This window comes from Pseudohalioglobus lutimaris, from assembly GCF_002866825.1.
Classification (GTDB): Bacteria; Pseudomonadota; Gammaproteobacteria; order Pseudomonadales; family Halieaceae; genus Halioglobus; species Halioglobus lutimaris.
Map to the genome: position 1 here is coordinate 18486 of NZ_PKUS01000035.1, position 19892 is coordinate 38377.

Here is a 19892-nt window from a genome sequence, read left to right on the forward strand (position 1 = left end):
CAGGGTGCGCTACAATGCCTGCCTTCCGGAAACAGCAAACCTCAACCAAAAAACAGGAGAACGCGTTGGCAAACGCAGACGTCAGGGCATTGCAGGGATGGCTGAGCGGCCAGATTATTGGCCAGTCTCACCTGGTAGAACGACTCATCATTGCGCTTCTCGCGGACGGCCACCTTCTGGTGGAAGGCGCCCCGGGGCTGGCGAAAACACGTGCAGTGAAGAGCCTGGCTGATGGAATCGAGGGTGATTTCCAGCGCATACAGTTCACCCCGGACCTGCTTCCCGGGGACGTTACCGGGACCGAGATCTACCGCCCGCAGCAGGGGAGTTTTCACTTCCAGCGCGGCCCGATCTTTCACAACCTGGTTCTGGCTGACGAAATCAACCGGGCACCGGCAAAGGTGCAATCGGCGTTGCTCGAGGCCATGGCGGAGCGCCAGGTGAGCGTGGGCTCCGAAACCTATGACCTGCCAGCACTGTTCCTGGTCATGGCGACGCAGAACCCCATCGAGCAGGAGGGCACCTATCCCCTGCCGGAGGCGCAACTCGACAGATTTCTGCTGCACGTCAATGTGGACTACCCGGACGCGGCTGCCGAGGCTGAGATCCTGCGCCTGACTCGCGCAGAAGCCAGCGCCCCGGCCAGCGCAAGCCCCCAACCCCTGCCCCAGGAGAGCGTATTCCAGGCCAGGGCCGAGGTGCTGTCCATGCATATGTCCACCGCCGTGGAGGACTATATTGTGCAGTTGATCATCGCCACGCGGTCTGCCGGGCACTACAGCGACCAGTTGGCGCAATGGATTGAATACGGCGGCAGCCCCCGCGCAACCATCGCCCTGGACCGCTGCGCGCGCGCCCACGCCTGGCTGGCGGGCCGTGATTTTGTCGGCCCGGATGATGTGCAAGCCGTGGCGGCTGACGTGTTGCGTCATCGCCTGCTGCTGAGTTTTGAGGCTGAGGCCGCCGGTGTGACGCCGGACCAGGTAATCCAGGAACTGTTGGCACTGGTTCCTGTAGGCTGATGCAGCAGGCAGATATTGCAGGTCCGGCGCGAGGTGCCTACGCCTCCCTGGAGGCGCTGATCGCCCTGCGCTTTCCCGCGCGACAACTGCAGCTCGCCCGCCGCAACCGCGCGCTGAGTAGCCTCACCGGCCCCAACAAGTCCAATTTCCGCGGCCGCGGCATCGACTTCGAAGAGGTGCGCAGCTACCAGCCTGGTGACGATATACGCAGCATTGACTGGCGGGTTACGGCGCGCACCGGAGACGCCCATACCAAGCTATTCAGGGAAGAGCGGGAGCGCCCGGTGATCGTGGTGATAGACCAGCGTCCGCCAATGTTTTTCGGTTCCAGCCACTGCTTCAAATCGGTACTGGCGGCGCACCTGGCCAGTCTCCTTGGCTGGGCGGCACTGGACGGCGGAGACCGCGTCGGCGGCCTGGTGTTTAACGGTGAAACGCACCGGGAGCTGCGCCCCCGTCGCTCCCGGCGCACGGTACTGGCCCTGCTGTCGCAAATCGCCACGTACAACCAGGCCCTGCCACTGGATCGCGCAGTCAATGAAGAAAGCTTCGCCGAGATGCTGGCCAACCTGCGCCGCATTGCCAGGCCCGGAAGCAACATCTACCTGGTCAGCGATTTCCACGGTGCGACCAGTGAAGATGCACGCAAGCACCTGTTTCAGCTGGCCCAGCACACGCAGGTCACCGCGCTGGCCTGCAGGGATCCGCTGGAGGCGCGGTTACCGCGAGCCGGTCGCTATGCCGTCACCGACGGTACAGCACGCAGCGAACTGAATACCGCGGATCGCAGCCTGCGGCAGCGCCATGCCGCCACCGTAAGTGAACGCGAGGCAAGCCTGCACAGTCAGTTGCTGCGTCTGGGGATCCCCTTGCTGCAGGCCAGTACCGATGCCGCCCCGCTCTCGCTGCTGCAAACCTATTACGGGCAGTCGCGCCGATGAATCCTGCGGACCCACTGGCCCAGCTCCACCCCCTGCGCGACCCCGCTGCGATCGGCTGGTGGCCACTCGCGCCGGGCTGGTGGTTGCTGCTGGCGCTGCTGTTAGCCGGCCTGGCGCTGGCCATCTGGTGGTTGCTGCGCCGCTACCGACGCAACGCCTACCGCCGCCGGGGCACGCGCGCACTGCAGTCCATTCGCTTGCAGTGGCAGGACTCGGGCAACGCCGCGCACTGCCTGGGTCAGGCCAATGCGCTGCTCAAGGCGGTCGCCCTTCAGGCGTACCCGCAACGTGACGTGGCCGCTGTCAGCGGTGCGAACTGGCAGCAGTTTCTCAATGCACACATCGACAACCAGCGGCAATTCACACTCTCGGCGCTGGAATCCCAGTACCAGGCCAATGTCGACGGTGTTGATCTGGAGGATCACCTCGATCTGGTGGCGCACTGGATCGCTCACCACAGGGTAGACTCATGATCGAATGGCAATGGCCATGGATGCTGCTGCTGGCCCCCCTGCCCTGGCTGGTGCGCCGCTTTGCGCCGCCCATGCAGGGTCGCGAGCCGGCGCTGCGTGCACCCTTCTTTAGCCAGTGGCAGCAACTCAGTGAGGCCCAGGCCGGCGGCTCAGGCCATACTGCCAGACTGCCTGCGCTGGCCCTGTGGTTACTGTGGCTGTTGTTACTGCTCGCTGCCGCCCGGCCGCTCTGGGTGGGCGAGGCTATCGAACTGCCCAATAGCGGCAGGGACCTGATGCTCGCCGTGGACATCTCCGGATCGATGAAGCTGGAGGATATGGAAATGTCAGACCAGCTCGTCAGCCGCATCCGCGCGGTGAAACAGGTAGGTAGTGACTTTATCGAGCAGCGTGAAGGCGACCGTATGGGGCTGATCCTGTTTGGCAGTAACGCCTATGTACAGTCGCCCCTGAGCTTCGATACGGCCACTGTGCGCCGCTTTCTGCTGGAAGCGCAAATCGGCTTCGCTGGCCAGGAGACCGCGATCGGAGATGCCATTGGGCTGGCCGTCAAGCGCCTCCGCGAACGCCCTGCCCAGAGCCGGGTGCTGATTCTGCTCAGTGACGGTAAAGACACTGCCAGCTCGGTGCAGCCGCTGGACGCAGCAAAACTGGCCGCCGACCTGGGTATCCGCATTTACACCATCGGCATTGGCGCTGATCGACTGACCATGCCCGGACTGTTTGGGTCAAGCTTTGGTGCCCGGCAGATCAACCCCTCAGCAGAGCTGGATGAAGCGGGCTTGCAAGAAATTGCAGAGCTCACCGGTGGGACCTATTTCCGCGCCCGTAATCCCGCAGAGCTGGCCAGTATCTACCGCCTGCTTGATCAGCTTGAGCCCATCGAAGTCGACAGTGCCACCTATCGTCCACGGCAGGCGCTGGGTTACCTGCCCCTGCTGCTCGCGATGGCCGTGAGCTTTGCCATGGCATTGCGCCACCTGTGGAAGACGGCTGGCTGGCGACAGCGCGACGCGGGTGAGGAGACAGTATGAGCTTCCACTTGCTGCGACCGGAATGGCTATGGGCACTGCTGCCAGCGGCAGTGCTGGCGGCCCTGTTGTGGCGACTGCGCAAGCGCAGCGGCAGCTGGAGCTCAGTGATCGCCCCCGAACTTCTGCCCTACCTGGTCGGCGAAGGCAGTGGCCAGCGACAGCGCAACCTGGTTCCCGCACTATTACTGGCCTGGAGCATGGCGGCGCTCGCCGCAGCGGGCCCCAGCTTTAACAAGATTCCACAGCCCGTGCACCAGAAACAGGACGCACTGATACTGGTGCTGGACCTCAGCCTGTCCATGATCGCCGGGGACCTGGCACCCTCCAGAATTGACCGCGCCCGACAGAAACTGCAGGATCTGCTGGAGCGGCGCAAAGAGGGGCAGACCGGCCTGGTCGCCTACGCCGGCGATGCGCATATCGTGACACCGCTCACCGACGATACGCCCACCATTGCCAATCTGCTGCCTGCCCTGCACCCGAACATCATGCCAATCCCCGGGTCACAACCCGCCGCCGCGATAGCACAGGCGCTGGAACTACTGCATTCAGCCGGCATCCGCCAGGGACGCATACTGCTGGTAACCGACGGAGTCTCTGACAGGGATCGGCAGGGCGTTACCGCTGCCCTCAAGGGCAGCGGCATGGCTTTCTCTGTGATGGGCATAGGCACTGCCACAGGGGCTCCCCTGCCACTGCCTCGCGGCGGCTTTCTCAAGGATGACAGCGGCGCAATCGTAATGCCCACGCTTGACGAAAACGCGCTGCGGGCACTGGCAGCCGCCAATAACGGACGTTACATGCGCATGCAGATCGATGACAGCGACCTCGACTACCTGCTTGCCGAAACCAGTTTAAACTTACCCGAACAGACACTCGCGCTGGACCGTTCCGCCGACACCTGGGAGGACCAGGGCTACCTGCTGGTTCTGCTGTTGCTGCCCGCGGCCCTCGCGCTGTTCCGCCGCGGCTGGATCGTTTGCCTGCTGCCGCTGCTGGCGTTGCCGCTGCCGCAACCAGCCCAGGCCGGCCTCTGGGACGACCTCTGGTTGACCCGTGACCAACAGGGCCAGCGAGCCCTGCAGCAGGAGGACAATGAAGCCGCGGCGCAATTGTTCGAAAGTGATGCGTGGGCAGGTACCGCTGCCTATCGCGCGGGTGACTACGAAACCGCCGAGCAACGCTTTGCTGATGGGGACAGCGCCGACGCCTGGTACAACCGGGGCAATGCCCTGGCCAGAGCGGGTCAGCTTGATGAGGCCATTGCCGCCTACAGGGAATCCTTGCAACGGGAACCGGGACGCAGCGATGCAGAGGAAAACCTGCAGCTGATCGAACAGTTAAAACAGCAACAACAGCAGCAAGACCAGCAAGGCGATCAGGGCGAAGACCAGCAAAACCAGGAACAGCAGGACGGCCAGGAAGGCAGCGAGAATCAGGATTCGACAGAGTCCGGCGAACAGCAGGACTCCCCCTCAGAGCCCGGCCAGCAGAACCAGCGCGGCACCGAGCCACCTCAAAACACCGGTGAGGAAACCGGGACCGAGCGTGAGCAGAATCCTGAACAGGCAGAGCGGGAGGATCAAGACGAGCAGCAAGCGCAACAGTCTGCGGAACTGGAACCTGGCGACGAGCAAGTCCCCACCGGGGAAACCCTGAATGCGCAGGCGCAGCAGGCCGACGCGGAAAAAGACCAGGCCATGGAGCAATGGCTGCGCCGCGTGCCCGACGACCCTTCGGGCCTGTTACGTCAGAAGTTCCTCTACCAGAGCCAACAGCGCCTGCAGGAAGGAAAAACGAGAGATGATGAAACAGACTGGTAACCCACTACTCATTGCACTGCTGCTACTGCTGCTGACGGCCAGTCCCGCGTTGCGGGCCGCAGTGGATGCCAGCGTCGATCGCCACAATGTCTCCCTTGGTGACACCCTGCAATTGGTGATCAGCGCTACCGAGGACGAGGAGGACTTGTCTTCCGTAAACTTTGCGGAGCTGGAACGTGACTTCCAGGTACTGTCGCGCAGCACCCGCAGCAACACCAGCATTGTCAACGGCAGGCGCTCGCACAACCGTCAACTGCAGGTGGAGATAACGCCGCTGCGCAGTGGGCAGCTGCAAATACCGGCGTTCACCGTCGGCGCGGCGCGAACCAAGCCGCTAAGCGTAAACGTCGGCGATGCCCCGCAGTTCGCGCCAGGCGAGGAAACCGTGCTGTTTGAAGCCACCGTGGACAGCGATAGCGTGTACGTGCAGGGGCAGGTATTACTTACCCTGCGCCTGCAGCAGGCGATCAACCTGGATGAACGCAGTATCAGTGAACTGAATTTGCCCGACGCCTTCGTGGTCCCGCTTGAACAGAAGTCCTTCCAACGCCGCGTAAACGGCCGCCCATGGCTGGTACACGAGGTACGCTATGCCATTTTCCCGGAGCAAAGCGGTGTGCTGACCATACCGGCACAGAGTTTTTCCGCGCGCGAAAGCACGCAGCGGCGCAGTCTGTTTGACAGCAACCGGGGTCGACTGCTGCGACTGAGCAGTGAGCCCCTGCAGATAGAGGTGCTGCCGCAACCGGCCAGTTTTACGGGGTCCAGCTGGCTACCAGCGCGCAACCTTGTGGTAGAGGAAGAGTGGTCTGCGGATACCGATCAACTGCGCGCCGGCGAGTCGGTGACCCGCACTATAAGGCTACGCGGTGAGGGCGTGCAGGGCGCACAACTGCCGCCTGTACTGTTCACTCCCATAGAGGGAATCAAGTACTACCCGGACCAGCCCTCAATAGGTGATGATGAGATATCCAGTGGTTTGTTGGGCTCACGGCGCGACAGTGTGGCTATCGTGCCCACTCGCAGCGGCCGTATCGACATCCCCGCCGTGGAAATACCCTGGTGGGACACGGCAGCGGGTGCAATGCGCACCGCCGTTATTCCCGCGCGAACACTGCAGGTAGCCCCCGCAAACACAGTGCCATTTCAGCCCCCCGCTATCGCGGAGCCAACGTCAGTCGGCAGCGCGGCTACTGCTACCGAGCAAACCGCATCGGCACTGCGCTGGCAGATGCTGGCGCTATTCTTTGCCCTGGGTTGGATAGTGACGGTCGTGCTCTGGTGGCTGCGCGGCAGGAAGCCAGTGCCCGGGTTGCCAGCCACCGGGTCTACTGCTGAAGCGACCACTTCCAGTAAAGCCGCCTATAAATCGCTGCTCGCTGCCTGTGCGTCGGATCAGGCTACGGCTGCGCGCAAAGCGGTCATCCAATGGGCCGCCGCGCGCAGCAATGACAGCAGTATCGTATCCTTACAGCAGGCCGCCGCTGCGGTGAATGATCAGGAGCTGACCACAGAACTGGAGAACCTGGAGCGGATACTCTACGGCAGCGAGGAGCACGCCTGGCGGGGCGACCACCTGCGCAGCATCGTAGAGCACCTCCAATCGCCACGCAGCCGCGGCAAAAAAACGCAGGAAGAAGCCCCACAACTCTATCCTACCTAGGAGGCCTGCTGCGTGAGCGGGCCAGGCCCCGGCGAGTACAGGCGTTACTGCAGGGACTTGGTCACTACCTCATAGACATCAGGCGACAGGTCCTCCCTGGCAGCCAGGCGCTCCAGCTCACTGCGCATCAGGTCTGCGCGCCCGACGTAATAGCGCCACCGGGTGAGAGGCGTCAGCAGGCCCGCGGCAATCTGTGGATTGCTTGCGTTGAGTTCGGCAACTATATCCACCAGCAGGCGATAGCCCTGCCCGTCCGCACGGTGGAAGTTCACCGGATTGCGGCCGGCAAATGTTCCCACCAGCGAGCGCACCTTGTTCGGGTTGCGCAGGTCAAAATCCTTATGCTGCATCAGCTCACGCACGCGTTGGATGGCGTTTGCATCGGGTATGGCCGCCTGTACCGCCAGCCACTGGTTAACTACCAGCGTTTCATCAGCCCAGTCGTGGTAAAACGCCGCCATGGGTTCTGACCAGTCAGCCTCATCACCGTAAAAAGCGAGCACGCGAAGCGCCGCCAGGCGATCCGTAATGTTGTCTGCGGCATCCAGTTGCGCGCGCGCCAGTGTCAGGTGCTGGCTGTCCGCGTGCGCCAGGTAGGACAGACACAGGTTGCGCAGGGCCCGGGCTGCTATCTGTTCGCCGCGTGGGGCATAATTTTCACCAACGGCAAGGTCCTTATAGCGCGCAAGCAGCAGGGGCGTCATCGACTCACCCATGGCACGATGCACGGCCAGGTGGGCACTGTGGATAGCGTCTACATCCGCCGCACCCTCCCCGGCCAGCTCGGCGAGATAGCTCTCACCTGGCAGGGTCAGCATCTCCGCGACCATTGCCGGGTCCAGCGACTCATCTGCCAGCAGTTGAGCGCAGGCTTGCAGCAGCAGGGGGTCAACGACAACGGTTTGGCGGGCAGCCAACTGCTGCTGCACTTGGGTGATAACCTGTGTGGCCAGGGCCTGGGCGCTGTCCCAGCGTACAAAACCATCGTCATCACGGCTCATCAGCTGGCAGAGCGCCTCGCGGCTGTAGTCGTACCCAAGCCGCACCGGCGCAGAGAAACCGCGCAGCAGGGAAGGCACAGGACGCTCAGCAACGCCCTCGAAGACGAATTGCTGCGCGGGCTGGTCGACAATAAGCACCATGTGGGTATTGTCTGCGGTTTCCGGGTCGGCCTCTTCCCCCTGCAGGCGCAGCGGCAGATTTCCCGCCTCCCCCAGTAACCCCATTGCCAGAGGAATGACGAAGGGTTCCTTTTCCGTCTGCCCGGGCGTGGGCGGGCAGGACTGGGACACCTCAAGGGTGTAAGTCTGGGCAGCCTCGTCATAGCTGTCGCGCACACCCAGGTGTGGCGTTCCCGCCTGGGAATACCAGCGCCGGAACTGTTGCAGGTCTGCACCGCTGGCATCCTCCATGGCGCAGACAAAATCCTCGACGGTCACGGCCTGCCCGTCATGACGCTCAAAGTACAAATCAGATCCCGCGCGGAAAGCTTCGGGGCCCAGAAGGGTGTGGATCATACGCACAACCTCTGCGCCTTTTTCGTAGACCGTGCGGGTATAGAAGTTGTTGATTTCAATATACGATTCCGGGCGCACGGGATGCGCCATGGGGCCCGCATCCTCTGCAAACTGCGCGGTGCGCAGCAGGTTCACATCCTCTATCCGCTTTACCGTACGCGAGCCCATGTCCGAAGAAAACTCGGCGTCGCGAAAAACGGTAAAACCCTCCTTGAGACTGAGCTGAAACCAGTCACGACAGGTGACCCGGTTGCCACTCCAGTTATGAAAGTACTCGTGCGCCACGATGGCCTCGACACGCTGGTAGCCCTGGTCGGTGGTGATATCCGGGTGGCAGAGCACGCAGGATGTATTGAAGATATTGAGGCTCTTGTTCTCCATCGCCCCCATATTGAAGTCGTCAACGGCGACCACATTGAAAAGCTCCAGGTCATACTCACGTCCGAAGGTCTCCTCGTCCCAGCGCATCGAGCGTTTCAGCGAGTCCATCGCGTGATCACACTTGCCCAGGTCTTTGGGTTCCACGTAGATGCGCAGGGTAACGTTATTACCGCTAGCGGTCTCGAAAGTGTCCTCGATATATTCCAGGTCGCCTGCCACCAGGGCAAACAGGTAGGCGGGTTTGGGAAACGGGTCATGCCACAAAACCTGCCGGCGTCCGCTCTCGAGCAATTTACTCTCCAGCAGGTTGCCATTACTGAGCAACACCGGATAGCGTTTGGCGTCTGCTTCTATGGTCACCGTGAACACGCTCATTATGTCGGGGCGGTCCAGGTAGTAGGTTATCTTGCGAAAACCCTCTGCTTCGCACTGGGTACAGAACATACTGTGAGACTTATACAGTCCTTCCAGGGAAGTGTTGTCCTGCGGACGGATACGCGTTTTGCAGGTCAACACACACTGCTCGGGCACGCCATCAACCACCAGGCTGTCTTCCGTCTGTCTATAGGCAGACGCAGGCAGTAACTCATTGTCGATACTGACCTCCAGCAGCTCCAGCTCCTGGCCCTGCAGAGACAAAACGGGTTCGCCGGCAATTTCGGGAGAGCGCAGCAGATACAGGCGCGAGGTGACAATTGTTTCTTCCTCGCCCAAATCGAAATGCAGCTCAGTACGGTTGATCAGAAAAGCGGGAGCGCAGTAATCCTTCAGGTATACCGCGCCGGGGTTGGCATCTCGCATGTCTATCCTCAGTTAATTCTGGCGACGGCCAGGTGGTAGCCGCCGTACTTACGCATATTGATCACGCCGGTATCAAAGATCAGGTACTGGCCCTTGATGCCCATCAGCGTACCCTCCACAAGCGGTGTCTTGTCCAGGTTGAACGATTTCACCTTGCGCGGAAATTCCAGCACCGGGTAGTTGATACAGGTCTGTTCGGCACCCTGCAGCTCAGTAATCGACTGCAAACCAAACTGCTCGCGCGCCTGCTGCAGTGCGTCGGCACAGGATTCGACCAGCCGCTGCCGCTCCAGTTCCAGGTCAACCGGCGGGGCATCGCCCTTGAGCATGGCCTGCCAGCTGGTCTTGTCGGCAACGTGGTTCTTGAACAGGGTTTCCACAATTCCCGAATGGTGCCGGGTGTCCACACGGAATATTGGCTGGGCCTGGGTGGCACCCTGGTCCATCCAGCGCGTGGGCACCTGGCTATGGCGGGTGATACCCACCTTGAGCCCGGAGGTGTTGGCAAGATAGACCACGTGTTCAATCATGCAGTGTGTTTCGCCCCACTCCGGCTCACGGCAGGTGCCCTGCGCATAATGGCACTTCTCCGGAGAGACGATGCAACTGTCGCACTGTGCCAGGCGCCGGAAGCAAGGGTAACAATAGCCCTGATTAAAACTCTTGCTGGACTTGCGACCACAGGCCACGCAATTGATAACGCCCTCGTAGCGCAGCTGCAATGGCTGCCCCAGCAATGGATTCATGGGCAATGAATCGTCGCCCAGGGGCAGCGAGTACGCGACCGGCGCCTCCAGATTCGTTGTCATTTTGCGCAGGTTGCCGGCGGCGAGAAGCTCTGCCACTTATTACTCCTATTTCCAGTTGAGTGGGGTTTCGGTGGGGTCGTCGCAGCTGTCCCCGGCCTTGTGACCCTTGTCGATAAAGCCAACGCGATCAGCGGCATCCAGGTGTTGCTCACCCCAGGCGATAATGGCCTGCATGGCGTTTTCACGCTGGGAAGGAGTCACCTTCTTGCCGTCAGGCCACTTGCCAAGCTCCACCGCACGTCGCAGATTTTCATAAATCTGCGGCGTCATGGACTCGATCATCTGCTGGTAATCCATGGGCAGCTCCACGGTTGCGAAAGGCCGCAGATTATAACCCCGATCAGCGGCAATGTGTTGTGATCAGGTGGCAGAATTGCGCCTGAATCAGGCCGCGTGCTGCAATCGCGACAGGCCACCCAACAGCAGGCCCAGCACTGCGCCGCTGACGAGGCCTCCCAGGTGGGCCGCATTGGCAATAGAGCCGAAGCCAAGCATTTCCACAACGCCAAACAGGCACAGCAACAACCAACCCACCATGAACAACATAATTGGCCGGGCGGGCTGAATCTGCCAGCGCGGTTGCAGCTGCGGAGCTACCCAGGCAAACCCCAACAACCCATAGACCACACCCGACATGCCGCCAAACAGACCCGGGCCGCCGAACACATGTTGGCCGACGTTGGAAAGCACCGCTATTACCAGCAGTATTCCCAGGGTGTTGAGGCTGCCCACTGCCCTCTCTGTCCTCGACCCCAGCTCCCAGAGCCACAGTGAATTGAAGGTGATATGCAGCCAGCCGAAATGCAGCAGTATCGGCGTGACCAACCGCCAATATTGCTCGCCCATGGGCAGGAACTGCACTTGCCCGCCCACTACATCGAAGGGAGTGAAAGTGAGCAGGGCAAGCCACTGTTCCGGCGCGCCCAGGAAAAAGGCGAGGAAGACACCGATGCCAAGCAGTGCGAAAGTGAGGGTAACCGGTGCACTGCGCCACTGCACACCGGCCATCCGCGCTGCCGGCGGCCCGCCCTCGCGCGCCTCAATACGCACCTCACCGGCTCTCCATGCTCTATAGAGACCGGCGACCGCACGGACATTTTCCTGCTTGAACACCACCAGCACCTGCTCACCGGCTTCCTCGAAGATCTGATGCGGCACACCGCGAGTGCGCAACAGGGCGGTCAGGGGCAGCAGGTCCTCGTCAAGAGGGACGCTCAGAACATGAAAACGATCAGGCATCAGTCAACCAGCGCGTTGCCCCAGCGCAACTTGTCCCGGCAACTGGCATAGAAACTGTGGCCCAACGGGTGCAGCAGGGTCAGCCGATGCGGCTTCTTACAGATGTACACGGAATCACCCGGCTGTGCCGTCAATTTGACCTGGCCATCGCAGGTGACCGGGGGGTGAGTGAAGTTGCGCTGCAGTATATCGATTCGAATTTCGGAGTCACCGTCCACCACTATGGGGCGACTGCTCAGCGCATGCGGGAACATCGGTACCAGCACAATCGCGTCCAATGAGGGGTGCATAATGGGCCCGCCCCCTGACAGGGAATATGCGGTTGACCCTGTCGGTGTAGAGACTATCAGGCCATCAGCACGCTGGCGGTAAACGAAAGTACCGTTAATCGACAGCTCTATCTCTATCATCTGCCCGGATGTACCAGAGTTCACCACCACGTCATTAAGGGCATCCGCCTCCGCCACCACCTCACCGTCACGATATACGTATGCGTCCAGCAGAAATCGGTCCTCCATCTCGTAATGGCCATCCAGCACCGGCGGCACCTGTTCTGCGATCTGGTCCGGATTGATGTCGGTGAGAAAGCCAAGGCGACCACGGTTCACACCCAACACGGGGGTTTCATAACGTGCCAGGGTGCGGGCCGCGCTGAGCAGGCTGCCGTCTCCACCGACCACGATAACGAGGTCTGAGAGCTGGCCGATCTCGTCGCGGCTGCCAAGTCTTACAGGGTGACCTGGCACCAGCTTATCGAGGCGTTTTTCCAGGTAAACCTCGTGACCTCGACTGATCAGCAGGGTAAGCAACTCCTCGAGCACAGCATCCAGTCCATCCTGCTTGCTGCGACCCACGAGTCCAATCTTGTTAAAGGGGGCGGGCATGGTCCGCGCCTATTCTGGCTAAGGGCTGCTATTATAACCACGTGAACACCCTTGCCGAAAAGCTCTCTCTTTGCCTGCAGACGCAAGAGGTGCGCGATCTGGCATGGGCCTGCTTTGCGCCACCACTGCTGCACACCGGGCAGCTGGGCTGCCCTGCACCCGTCGGCAACTGTGCCTTGACGCTCACCCCGGCGCGTCACGAATGGCTGCAAACGCTGGACAGGTCGCCCAAAAAGCTGATGGAACACTTGAACGCCGGGCACAGTTCGCGTCTTGGCATCTACTTTGAATCACTGTGGCATTTCTTTCTGCAGCAGGACCCACAAGTGGAACTGATCGCTCACAATCTACCGGTCAGGGATAGCAACCATACCATCGGCGAGTTCGACTGCATCTACTATTGCCACGCGAGAAAGCGGCCCGTGCACCTGGAACTCGCCGTCAAATTCTACCTGGCGTTCGCACAGACGGCGGCAGCAGAGGCCGACTGGCTGGGGCCCAACGCCCGGGACAGGCTGGACCTTAAGCTGCAGCGCATGCTGAGCCACCAGATCCTCTTATCCCGGGACCCGCATGGAGCAGAGGTTCTCGCCGCGGTCGGGGTTGCAAGCCCCCTGCTGGAAGTCGAAATAAAGGGCCGCCTGTACCGGCACGTCTGCACCGACGGGAAACTTCCCGCAGGATACAATCTCGCGCAACCACTGCATGATTGGTGCAGGCGTGGGGAGCTTGGCAGCGTGAGCGAATGTGACCATGCTCGCTACCTGCCTCTGCGCCGCGAACAATGGCTTGCGCCCGTCGACGCCAGCAATGCACCGGATCTCATCGATAGTCACTCGCTGCACACCCTATTGGCGACGGAACGCCCCTCAGGGGCAAGCCAGTTCGCTATGATCGACACAGACGGTAAAGAGTACAAGCGCGTGTTCGTTGTTGCCGACACATGGCCGCGAATTTAATGCTTTATCACCGACTGCGCAGCGCTCTGCTTTTACCCTTTATGACCCTCTTCCTGTTTGCCTGCGTGACCGCTGTCGGCGAGCCGGAGCAGCCGAGACTACTTGCGGTACAGGTGCAACAGGAGCACGCCCCGTCGGCGCCGCATGACCTGTTGCGCGTGGCGACGCTAAACATTGCTCATGGACGCGGTGACAGTCTCAATCAATTACTGGTATCCCGGTCACGGATTACTGAAAACCTGGACACTATCGCCCACTTCCTTGACCGGGAGAAGATCGACGTCGTAGCACTACAGGAAGCAGATGCGGAGTCAGCATGGAGCGGCAACTTCGACCATACCCGGCACCTGGCAGCGAGCTCAGGCTACCGCTGGTGGGTCCAGGACAGTCATGCACGCCTGGGAATTGCCAACTATGGTACTGCACTGTTGTCATCCAGCCCAATAACCGCGGCGGCAGCACTGAGCTTCGAACCCTCACCGCCCACCGCCCGCAAGGGTTTCACCGTGGCGGAGATTCAATGGCAAACAGCATCGGGAGAGGTTCACGCTATCGATGTTATTTCCGTACATATGGACTTTTCCCGCCACTCGGTACGCGAGCAGCAAGGCCGGGAGATGAATAAGGTCATGCAGAACCGGCACAACCCGATGATTATCATGGGCGACTTCAACTCAGAGTCCCTCGCCAGGCGCCTGGTAGAGCAAGCGGCGAGTAACCAGCGACACCTGCACACCTGGGATGGGCTCGGTGCCCAGGAGGCGACGTACAAGGACAAGCGACTGGACTGGATCATCCTTTCCGGTGAACTGGCATTCGTCGACCATCGGGCCGCGACTGATGTATTGTCTGACCATCGCGCGGTTGTTGCCACCATTCGCTACCGCGAAACGACTGCGCAGAACTGAGGTGTTGAAACAATGACAGGGAACACGATCAGAAGCGGCCTCTTGCTGACTCTCCTTTTTCTGGGTGCCTGTGCGGCGACACCGCAACAACCACCCTGCCCCGGCGGCCAACAAAATCTCCCCGACTGCCCGCCCGAAGACGCTGTGCGCGACTTGCTCGTCGAAACCCACTACCAGCGCCGCAGGCGCGCAGACGCAGAGGCCCTGGACATTGATCCGATAAAGCTGGGTATGGAGACTGAGGTGCCCGCCAACATTGCGCAGGGCAAGATCATTGGCAGCAGCTACCAGGAATCCATCAATTCCCTGGCGACAAAGATCTGGCTGATCGACAATGCCCGGTACAGCGTGGACGCCGTTTACTACATCTTCTCCCGCGACCTCGTGGGCTATGCCTTCCTCGGCGCCCTGTGCGATGCAGTGCAACGGGGCGTGGACATACGCATCATGGTGGATGCCCTGGGCTCGTTCCACAGCAGCCACTCCGAACTCAAAGCGCTGCGCAATTGCGCCATTGACGGCGGCTTCGCCGTTAACAAGCTGGGACAGACCACAACAACAAAGGCCCGCGTACAGGCGGTGGTATTCGGTGCGCTAACGCAATCTCCCGGTAATATTAATCGACGTTCACACGACAAACTGCTGGTCGTTGACGGCGCCAATCCGGACCTGGCCTGGGTGATGACAGGCGGGCGCAATATATCACTGTCCTACTACGGTCTTCGCGAGGACGGCAGCCGTGACCCCTCCGCGTACAAGGATCTGGAGATCCTGTTGCGTTCACCACCTAACGCCCGGGTTTCAGAGTCTGTAGGTCAGATCAGCGAGCACTATATAAGCATTCTGCTGGCGCACTCGGGCAACAAGGTGCTGCGATCTGGCATGGCTTATAACGGACAGATACGTAAAATGCGCGACAGCCTGGCGGCACTGCGGGCCATGCCGGACTTCCAACAGGCCTACGACAGTGTTGAAGGCTACCTGCAACAGGACCTGTACCCGACCCGCGTACGCATCGCCCATGAGTTGGGCAACATCACCAACACCGACGTGGTGAGCCAGTACGATGAAAACCTGAAAAAAAACCCCAACTCCATTATCTACATTACCAGCAAACTGTCAGCGCTGGACGCTGACAACCGCACGATGCGCATCGTCTCGCCCTACCTGTTTGTACCGAAGTACGAACGCGATGACGGCGACGTATACCACGATGGCTCCAAAAAAGTGCAGGAATGGCTGCAGGAGCACCCGGACAACCGAATAGAAATCGTCACCAATTCAGTGCTTACCAGCGACAATTTTTTTGCCCAGGCCATCATCGACATGGACACCGCGCCCAGTCTGTTGCTGGACAGGGAAGCCGGGGAGCAGTGGCAAAAAAAGCTGTCCAAAAGCGAACTCAATCCTGAACTGGTAGAGAGCGAGCAATGGCAGCAGCTGATCAACAACCCGCGAGTGCGCATCTACCAAACGGGCAAGCTGGACGCGGATGTACTGGGCGGGGATGTTGCATACGGAAAGTTGCACGCGAAATTTTTTCTTGCTGACCGCTGGGGATTTGTCGGTACCACCAACCTCGACTACCGCTCGCGGTTGTACAACAACGAGATGGGTTTCTTCTTCGACGGGGAAGCATTGCACCAGGAACTGCTCAAGGAATTTGAAGCGCTCAAGGCCCAGTCCTACCTGTGGGGCTCCCCCGAATGGCTGCAGATGCGCGCGGCCGTGCGCGATATGCGTGGAATGAAAGGACGCACGACCAGCAATCAACGGGACCTGTTTACCGACCTGCTGCGCACTGGACTGCACTGGCAGTTCTAACCCAACCAGGCGTAGCCCCGGCGCCCCTGCAGCCCACCAGTGTGCACAACCAGCACCGGCTCGTCCTCAGCCCAACGCCCCTGGGCTAATCGCGAGTGCAGCGCGTAAAGCATTTTCCCCGTATAAACCGGCTCAAGGGGAAGCCGCTGAACCGACTCAAACGCCAGCATAAACGCGCGCAACTCAGCGCTGGTGCGGGCAAAGCCGCCGCAGTGTGCATCATGTATTATTTGCCATGAAACCCGGGCTGGCAGCCCGCTTGCGTGCAGATATTCCTGCACGCGCTCCTCGAGATCACGCGCGCCTTTCAAGGCCGCTACACCGAACACTTCAGGTGAGCCACGCAGTCCGGCGATCAATCCCGCCAGCGTGGTACCCGTACCTACCGGCACCAGGACTCGCGAGAAGATTCTCCCGCTGCGATTAACCATGTCGGCAATCTCCAGGCAACCGCGCAAGCCGTCCGCCCCGGCCCCGCCTTCGGGCACAACCAGGCAAGGTGCATGGCGCTGCTCGAGGTCGGCGAGCCAGTCGCTATCGAAACGGCGCCGGTAGGTCTCCCTGGATACGGGTACAATTTGCATACCCCAGCGGCGCATGTCCTCCAGTGCGGGCGTTTCTGTTTCTGCGCCACGCACCACGCCCACGGTTTCCAGGTCCAGTTCTGCACCCACTGCGGCCAGCGCATGCAGGTGATTGGACCAGGCGCCGCCGAAACTCAGTATCCGTTTTATCCCGCGCGCTTGCGCCGCCCGCAGGCTGCCGCGCAGTTTGAAAACCTTGTTACCGGGCGCTGAACCACCGAGCAGATCCAGCCGCAGCACCGTCACGTTGCGCATGCTCACGCCCAGCACGGGGTCGGCGCAGAGCTGCAACATGCTGGTTGATGAATCCGTTAACATGGGTAATAGTGTGCCACGTTTAGCAACCCCCGCGAACACAACCACAGAAGGTGAGACCATGATCAGAAAAATACTCGTCGCCGCCAGCATGACAGCCCTGATTTCCGCCTGCACCAGCGCGCCGGCGATACAAACCGGCGACGACGCAGAAGTCATTGGTGACAATCTGCACAGAGTGGACAACAGTCGCGCAAAAGTGGCTTACGTCGACCCCGACGCTGATTTCACCCGTTACCGCCGGGTTCTGGTGCTACCGCTGGGCGTGGATAAAATCGAGATAGTTCAACCCGACAAATCCGGCTCTGCAGTTAACCGCCGCGACTGGGAGCTGACCGAGGCAGACAAACTGGCGCTGCAGGAAATGTTTCAAAGTGCCATGGAGAAGCAACTACAGGAGCGCGGTCAGTTTCCGCTGGCTTCCGAACCCGGTGATGACGTGCTGGAGATCGAGGCCATGATCACTGGCATCGCGCCGGCAGCAGCCAAGGACGACAATATGTCACGCACTGCGGGACGCAGCTACGTGATAACGGAAGGCGCCGGTACAATTGCAGTCGCCGTTGCCTTCGGTGACTCGGAGACTGGTGAGGTACTCGCCCTGTTCAAGGATGCGCGCTCCAGCTCCAGTCACTGGGGAATGAACAACAGCGTGACCAACCGTGCCGACGTGCAGCGCGTCTTCAACAGCTGGGCAAAGCAGGTCAACAGCAGCCTGGTCAAGGTGACGGGTAAGGGAGAGTAACTGTCGTCGCTGCCCAGGCAGTGCAGAGTTCACGCTGTGCGCTACCTGGGAGCATGCTCCCCATTCAGTAGCGCCGGGTGATACCCGGTCCTACCCAGCTTACAGGCCCACGTTATTTTTCTGCAGCACCTGCTCCGCACGATAGCTTGAACGCACGAAAACGCCGGACACCACCTCCATAAAACCCTTTTCCAGGCCCCACTGCCGATAGGTCTCGAACTCTTCTGGTGTAACGTAGCGATCAATGGGGTAATGGTTGGCAGTAGGCTGCAGATACTGGCCGAAAGTGAGGATATCCACATTGGCCGCAAGCAGGTCGTCCATACACTGCACAATCTCTTCTTCGGTCTCGCCCAGTCCCAGCATCAGACTGGTCTTGGTCAGCACGTCCGGTCGATGACGCTTGGCGTGAGCGAGCACGGCCAGGGTCTGCTCATAACTGGCTCGCGGGTCGCGCACCGGGTGGGTGAGTCGTTTCACCGTTTCCACGTTCTGGGCAAAGACCTCCACGCCCGAATCCACCACGGTTTCCACGTCTGCCAGTACCCCGAGAAAGTCCGGGGTGAGTGCTTCTACCGCCGTTTCCGGGTTTACTTCCTTTACCTTGCGCACGCAGGCGGCGTATTGTCCTGCGCCGCCATCGGCGAGGTCATCACGGTTCACCGAGGTCAGCACCACGTACTTGAGGTTCATCAACTGCACTGAACGCGCTGTGTTGGCGGGTTCATCCGGATCCAGCCAGCCTTTGGGGTTGCCCGTATTCACCGCACAGAACCGGCAGGCGCGAGTACAGACATCGCCCAGCAGCATGATGGTGGCCGTGCCGGAGCTCCAGCATTCGCTCATATTGGGGCACTTGGCCTCCTCGCAAACGGTCGCCAAACGATGCTCGTGCACAATATCCTTGACCTTTTCATAGGTCTTGCCTCCGCGCACGCGGATGCGCAGCCAGTCGGGCTTTGCCAGTCGGTCGGCACTTTGCGCAGACGTTTTGATGCCGTCCTTGATAGCCGTAATGCCCTTCTCGTTGACGAACTTTTCGCCACTGGTTACCTGTACAGCGGGAATCAGGTCCTGGTCAGTCATGGCCATGCTCTTTGCGGTGCTCGAAACAGAAATCGGGGCCCCTGAGTATACAGAAGCACGGTCGTTGCCGCGATCATGCGATTTCTTGAGCCAGAACAAGGGCAAGCAGGCCACGCCTTGTCTACACTACGCCACAGATAATCAGAGCTAACGCCACGATGCCCCAAAAACTCAATCGCTGGCCCGCACGAATGGACCTGTTGCAGAGCGGCACCGGATTGCTGCTGGTCATGTTCATCTGGGGTCATATGTTTTTTGAGTCCAGCATTCTGCTGGGCCATGAAGCCATGTATTGGGTGACCCGCATGTTTGAGGGCGAGCACCTGTTCGGCAGGCCCTATCCACTGCTGGTATCTGCAGCGGCCGCCATTGTCCTGTTGCTGATCGCGCTGCACGCCTTACTGGCATTACGCAAATTTCCCGCCAATTACCGCCAGTATCAGCGTATGAACACGCACATGGCAGCCATGCGGCACATGGATACCACCCTCTGGTACGTGCAGGTTATCACCGGTTTCCTGCTGTTTTTTCTTGCCTCGGCACACCTGCTGGTAGTGCTGGTACAGCCCGACAATATCGGACCCTACGCATCATCAGACCGGATCTGGAGCGGCCGTTTCTGGATTCTTTACGCGTCGCTGCTACTGGTCGTGCACGTTCATGCCGGCATAGGCATATACCGCCTGGCGATGAAGTGGGGGCCGTTCAGCGCGGCCAGCTCGGGTTTGTGGCGGGGACGCATCAGGCTTGCCCTATACTGCATCGTTGCCTTTTATCTCTGTCTTGGCACCGCATCACTGATTACTTACATGCGCATTGGCGCCGAACACGCGCCCTATGCCGGTGAGCGCTACGTTCCAACGCACGCGTCCGGGGCACACTAG

The 19892-nt window shown here is 60.4% G+C and carries 18 protein-coding genes; 11 read left to right on the forward strand and 7 right to left on the reverse strand.

Annotated elements, in window-relative coordinates:
- The first annotated feature begins 65 nt into the window (after positions 1 to 65).
- Genes C0039_RS18285 through C0039_RS18310 form a run of 6 tightly spaced genes read left to right on the forward strand, consistent with a single transcriptional unit; the run spans position 66 to position 6956 of the window.
- On the forward strand, positions 66 to 1022 hold the full coding sequence (locus C0039_RS18285) for an AAA family ATPase (protein WP_076002352.1): 957 nt from the start codon (positions 66 to 68) through the stop codon (positions 1020 to 1022).
- Positions 1022 to 1963 carry a DUF58 domain-containing protein gene (locus C0039_RS18290; protein WP_101518894.1) on the forward strand — a complete coding sequence of 314 codons (942 nt, stop codon included), beginning with the start codon at positions 1022 to 1024 and terminating at the stop codon, positions 1961 to 1963. The genes C0039_RS18285 and C0039_RS18290 overlap by 1 nt, the downstream gene beginning before the upstream one ends.
- A complete protein-coding gene (locus tag C0039_RS18295) occupies positions 1960 to 2436 on the forward strand; it encodes a DUF4381 domain-containing protein (RefSeq protein ID WP_101518895.1) in 477 nt (158 codons plus the stop codon). Before C0039_RS18290 ends, C0039_RS18295 begins: the two co-directional genes overlap by 4 nt.
- Positions 2433 to 3470 (forward strand): vWA domain-containing protein, encoded by a 1038-nt coding sequence (locus tag C0039_RS18300; protein ID WP_076000857.1) that lies wholly within the window; start codon positions 2433 to 2435, stop codon positions 3468 to 3470. Before C0039_RS18295 ends, C0039_RS18300 begins: the two co-directional genes overlap by 4 nt.
- The gene (locus C0039_RS18305) at positions 3467 to 5293 is read left to right on the forward strand and encodes a vWA domain-containing protein (RefSeq protein ID WP_076000856.1); all 1827 of its coding nucleotides are present in this window, start codon (positions 3467 to 3469) and stop codon (positions 5291 to 5293) included. The genes C0039_RS18300 and C0039_RS18305 overlap by 4 nt, the downstream gene beginning before the upstream one ends.
- On the forward strand, positions 5274 to 6956 hold the full coding sequence (locus C0039_RS18310; RefSeq protein ID WP_101518896.1) for a BatD family protein: 1683 nt from the start codon (positions 5274 to 5276) through the stop codon (positions 6954 to 6956). The genes C0039_RS18305 and C0039_RS18310 overlap by 20 nt, the downstream gene beginning before the upstream one ends.
- Before the next feature lie 44 nt (positions 6957 to 7000).
- Here the strand turns inward: C0039_RS18310 and pepN are convergent, their stop codons facing one another.
- From pepN to C0039_RS18335, 5 genes are all read right to left on the reverse strand, one after another.
- Entirely contained in the window at positions 7001 to 9655 is a 2655-nt protein-coding gene (gene pepN, locus C0039_RS18315) for an aminopeptidase N (RefSeq protein WP_101518897.1), read from the reverse strand.
- A gap of 8 nt (positions 9656 to 9663) precedes the next feature.
- Positions 9664 to 10500: a DUF2797 domain-containing protein gene (locus tag C0039_RS18320; RefSeq protein ID WP_101518898.1), complete on the reverse strand. Its 837-nt coding sequence runs from the start codon at positions 10498 to 10500 to the stop codon at positions 9664 to 9666.
- Between the two features lie 9 nt (positions 10501 to 10509).
- Positions 10510 to 10761 (reverse strand): YeaC family protein, encoded by a 252-nt coding sequence (locus C0039_RS18325; protein WP_101518899.1) that lies wholly within the window; start codon positions 10759 to 10761, stop codon positions 10510 to 10512.
- Between the two features lie 87 nt (positions 10762 to 10848).
- Positions 10849 to 11703, reverse strand: a complete 855-nt coding sequence (locus tag C0039_RS18330; protein ID WP_101518900.1) for a rhomboid family intramembrane serine protease — start codon at positions 11701 to 11703, stop codon at positions 10849 to 10851.
- Entirely contained in the window at positions 11703 to 12587 is an 885-nt protein-coding gene (locus C0039_RS18335; protein ID WP_101518901.1) for an NAD(+) kinase, read from the reverse strand. Before C0039_RS18335 ends, C0039_RS18330 begins: the two co-directional genes overlap by 1 nt.
- 41 nt (positions 12588 to 12628) lie before the next feature.
- Here C0039_RS18335 and C0039_RS18340 point away from each other — a divergent pair, with 41 nt between their 5' ends.
- From C0039_RS18340 to C0039_RS18350, 3 genes are read left to right on the forward strand one after another with little or no spacing between them, the layout of a single operon-like run.
- Entirely contained in the window at positions 12629 to 13546 is a 918-nt protein-coding gene (locus C0039_RS18340; RefSeq protein WP_165787183.1) for a DUF1853 family protein, read from the forward strand.
- Complete coding sequence (locus C0039_RS18345) at positions 13531 to 14454, forward strand: endonuclease/exonuclease/phosphatase family protein (protein WP_101518903.1); 924 nt, start codon at positions 13531 to 13533, stop codon at positions 14452 to 14454. The genes C0039_RS18340 and C0039_RS18345 overlap by 16 nt, the downstream gene beginning before the upstream one ends.
- Before the next feature lie 12 nt (positions 14455 to 14466).
- Entirely contained in the window at positions 14467 to 16278 is a 1812-nt protein-coding gene (locus C0039_RS18350; RefSeq protein WP_076000848.1) for a phospholipase D-like domain-containing protein, read from the forward strand.
- Here the strand turns inward: C0039_RS18350 and C0039_RS18355 are convergent.
- On the reverse strand, positions 16275 to 17156 hold the full coding sequence (locus C0039_RS18355; protein WP_076000847.1) for a 1-aminocyclopropane-1-carboxylate deaminase/D-cysteine desulfhydrase: 882 nt from the start codon (positions 17154 to 17156) through the stop codon (positions 16275 to 16277). The two genes, C0039_RS18350 and C0039_RS18355, sit on opposite strands and share 4 nt — an antisense overlap.
- An 82-nt stretch (positions 17157 to 17238) precedes the next feature.
- Here C0039_RS18355 and C0039_RS18360 point away from each other — a divergent pair, with 82 nt between their 5' ends.
- Entirely contained in the window at positions 17239 to 17922 is a 684-nt protein-coding gene (locus C0039_RS18360; RefSeq protein ID WP_076002351.1) for a DUF3313 family protein, read from the forward strand.
- Between the two features lie 99 nt (positions 17923 to 18021).
- On the opposite strand, the gene lipA is transcribed toward C0039_RS18360, so the two are convergent.
- Complete coding sequence (gene lipA / locus C0039_RS18365) at positions 18022 to 19008, reverse strand: lipoyl synthase (protein ID WP_076002350.1); 987 nt, start codon at positions 19006 to 19008, stop codon at positions 18022 to 18024.
- Between the two features lie 158 nt (positions 19009 to 19166).
- Between lipA and C0039_RS18370 the strand changes: the two genes are divergently transcribed.
- Positions 19167 to 19892: a fumarate reductase cytochrome b subunit gene (locus C0039_RS18370; RefSeq protein WP_076000846.1), complete on the forward strand. Its 726-nt coding sequence runs from the start codon at positions 19167 to 19169 to the stop codon at positions 19890 to 19892.

Excerpts from the sequence above, each read along its gene's own strand:
- C0039_RS18330 (WP_101518900.1), bottom strand. The coding sequence starts at position 11,703 with ATGCCTGATCGTTTTCATGTTCTGAGCGTCCCTCTTGACGAGGACCTG.
- pepN (WP_101518897.1), bottom strand. The coding sequence starts at position 9,655 with ATGCGAGATGCCAACCCCGGCGCGGTATACCTGAAGGATTACTGCGCT.
- C0039_RS18305 (WP_076000856.1), top strand. The coding sequence starts at position 3,467 with ATGAGCTTCCACTTGCTGCGACCGGAATGGCTATGGGCACTGCTGCCA.
- C0039_RS18295 (WP_101518895.1), top strand. The coding sequence starts at position 1,960 with ATGAATCCTGCGGACCCACTGGCCCAGCTCCACCCCCTGCGCGACCCC.
- C0039_RS18355 (WP_076000847.1), bottom strand. The coding sequence starts at position 17,156 with ATGTTGCAGCTCTGCGCCGACCCCGTGCTGGGCGTGAGCATGCGCAAC.
- C0039_RS18360 (WP_076002351.1), top strand. The coding sequence starts at position 17,239 with ATGATCAGAAAAATACTCGTCGCCGCCAGCATGACAGCCCTGATTTCC.
- C0039_RS18290 (WP_101518894.1), top strand. The coding sequence starts at position 1,022 with ATGCAGCAGGCAGATATTGCAGGTCCGGCGCGAGGTGCCTACGCCTCC.
- C0039_RS18300 (WP_076000857.1), top strand. The coding sequence starts at position 2,433 with ATGATCGAATGGCAATGGCCATGGATGCTGCTGCTGGCCCCCCTGCCC.
- C0039_RS18310 (WP_101518896.1), top strand. The coding sequence starts at position 5,274 with ATGATGAAACAGACTGGTAACCCACTACTCATTGCACTGCTGCTACTG.
- C0039_RS18335 (WP_101518901.1), bottom strand. The coding sequence starts at position 12,587 with ATGCCCGCCCCCTTTAACAAGATTGGACTCGTGGGTCGCAGCAAGCAG.
- C0039_RS18350 (WP_076000848.1), top strand. The coding sequence starts at position 14,467 with ATGACAGGGAACACGATCAGAAGCGGCCTCTTGCTGACTCTCCTTTTT.
- C0039_RS18345 (WP_101518903.1), top strand. The coding sequence starts at position 13,531 with ATGGCCGCGAATTTAATGCTTTATCACCGACTGCGCAGCGCTCTGCTT.
- lipA (WP_076002350.1), bottom strand. The coding sequence starts at position 19,008 with ATGACTGACCAGGACCTGATTCCCGCTGTACAGGTAACCAGTGGCGAA.
- C0039_RS18325 (WP_101518899.1), bottom strand. The coding sequence starts at position 10,761 with ATGGATTACCAGCAGATGATCGAGTCCATGACGCCGCAGATTTATGAA.
- C0039_RS18370 (WP_076000846.1), top strand. The coding sequence starts at position 19,167 with ATGCCCCAAAAACTCAATCGCTGGCCCGCACGAATGGACCTGTTGCAG.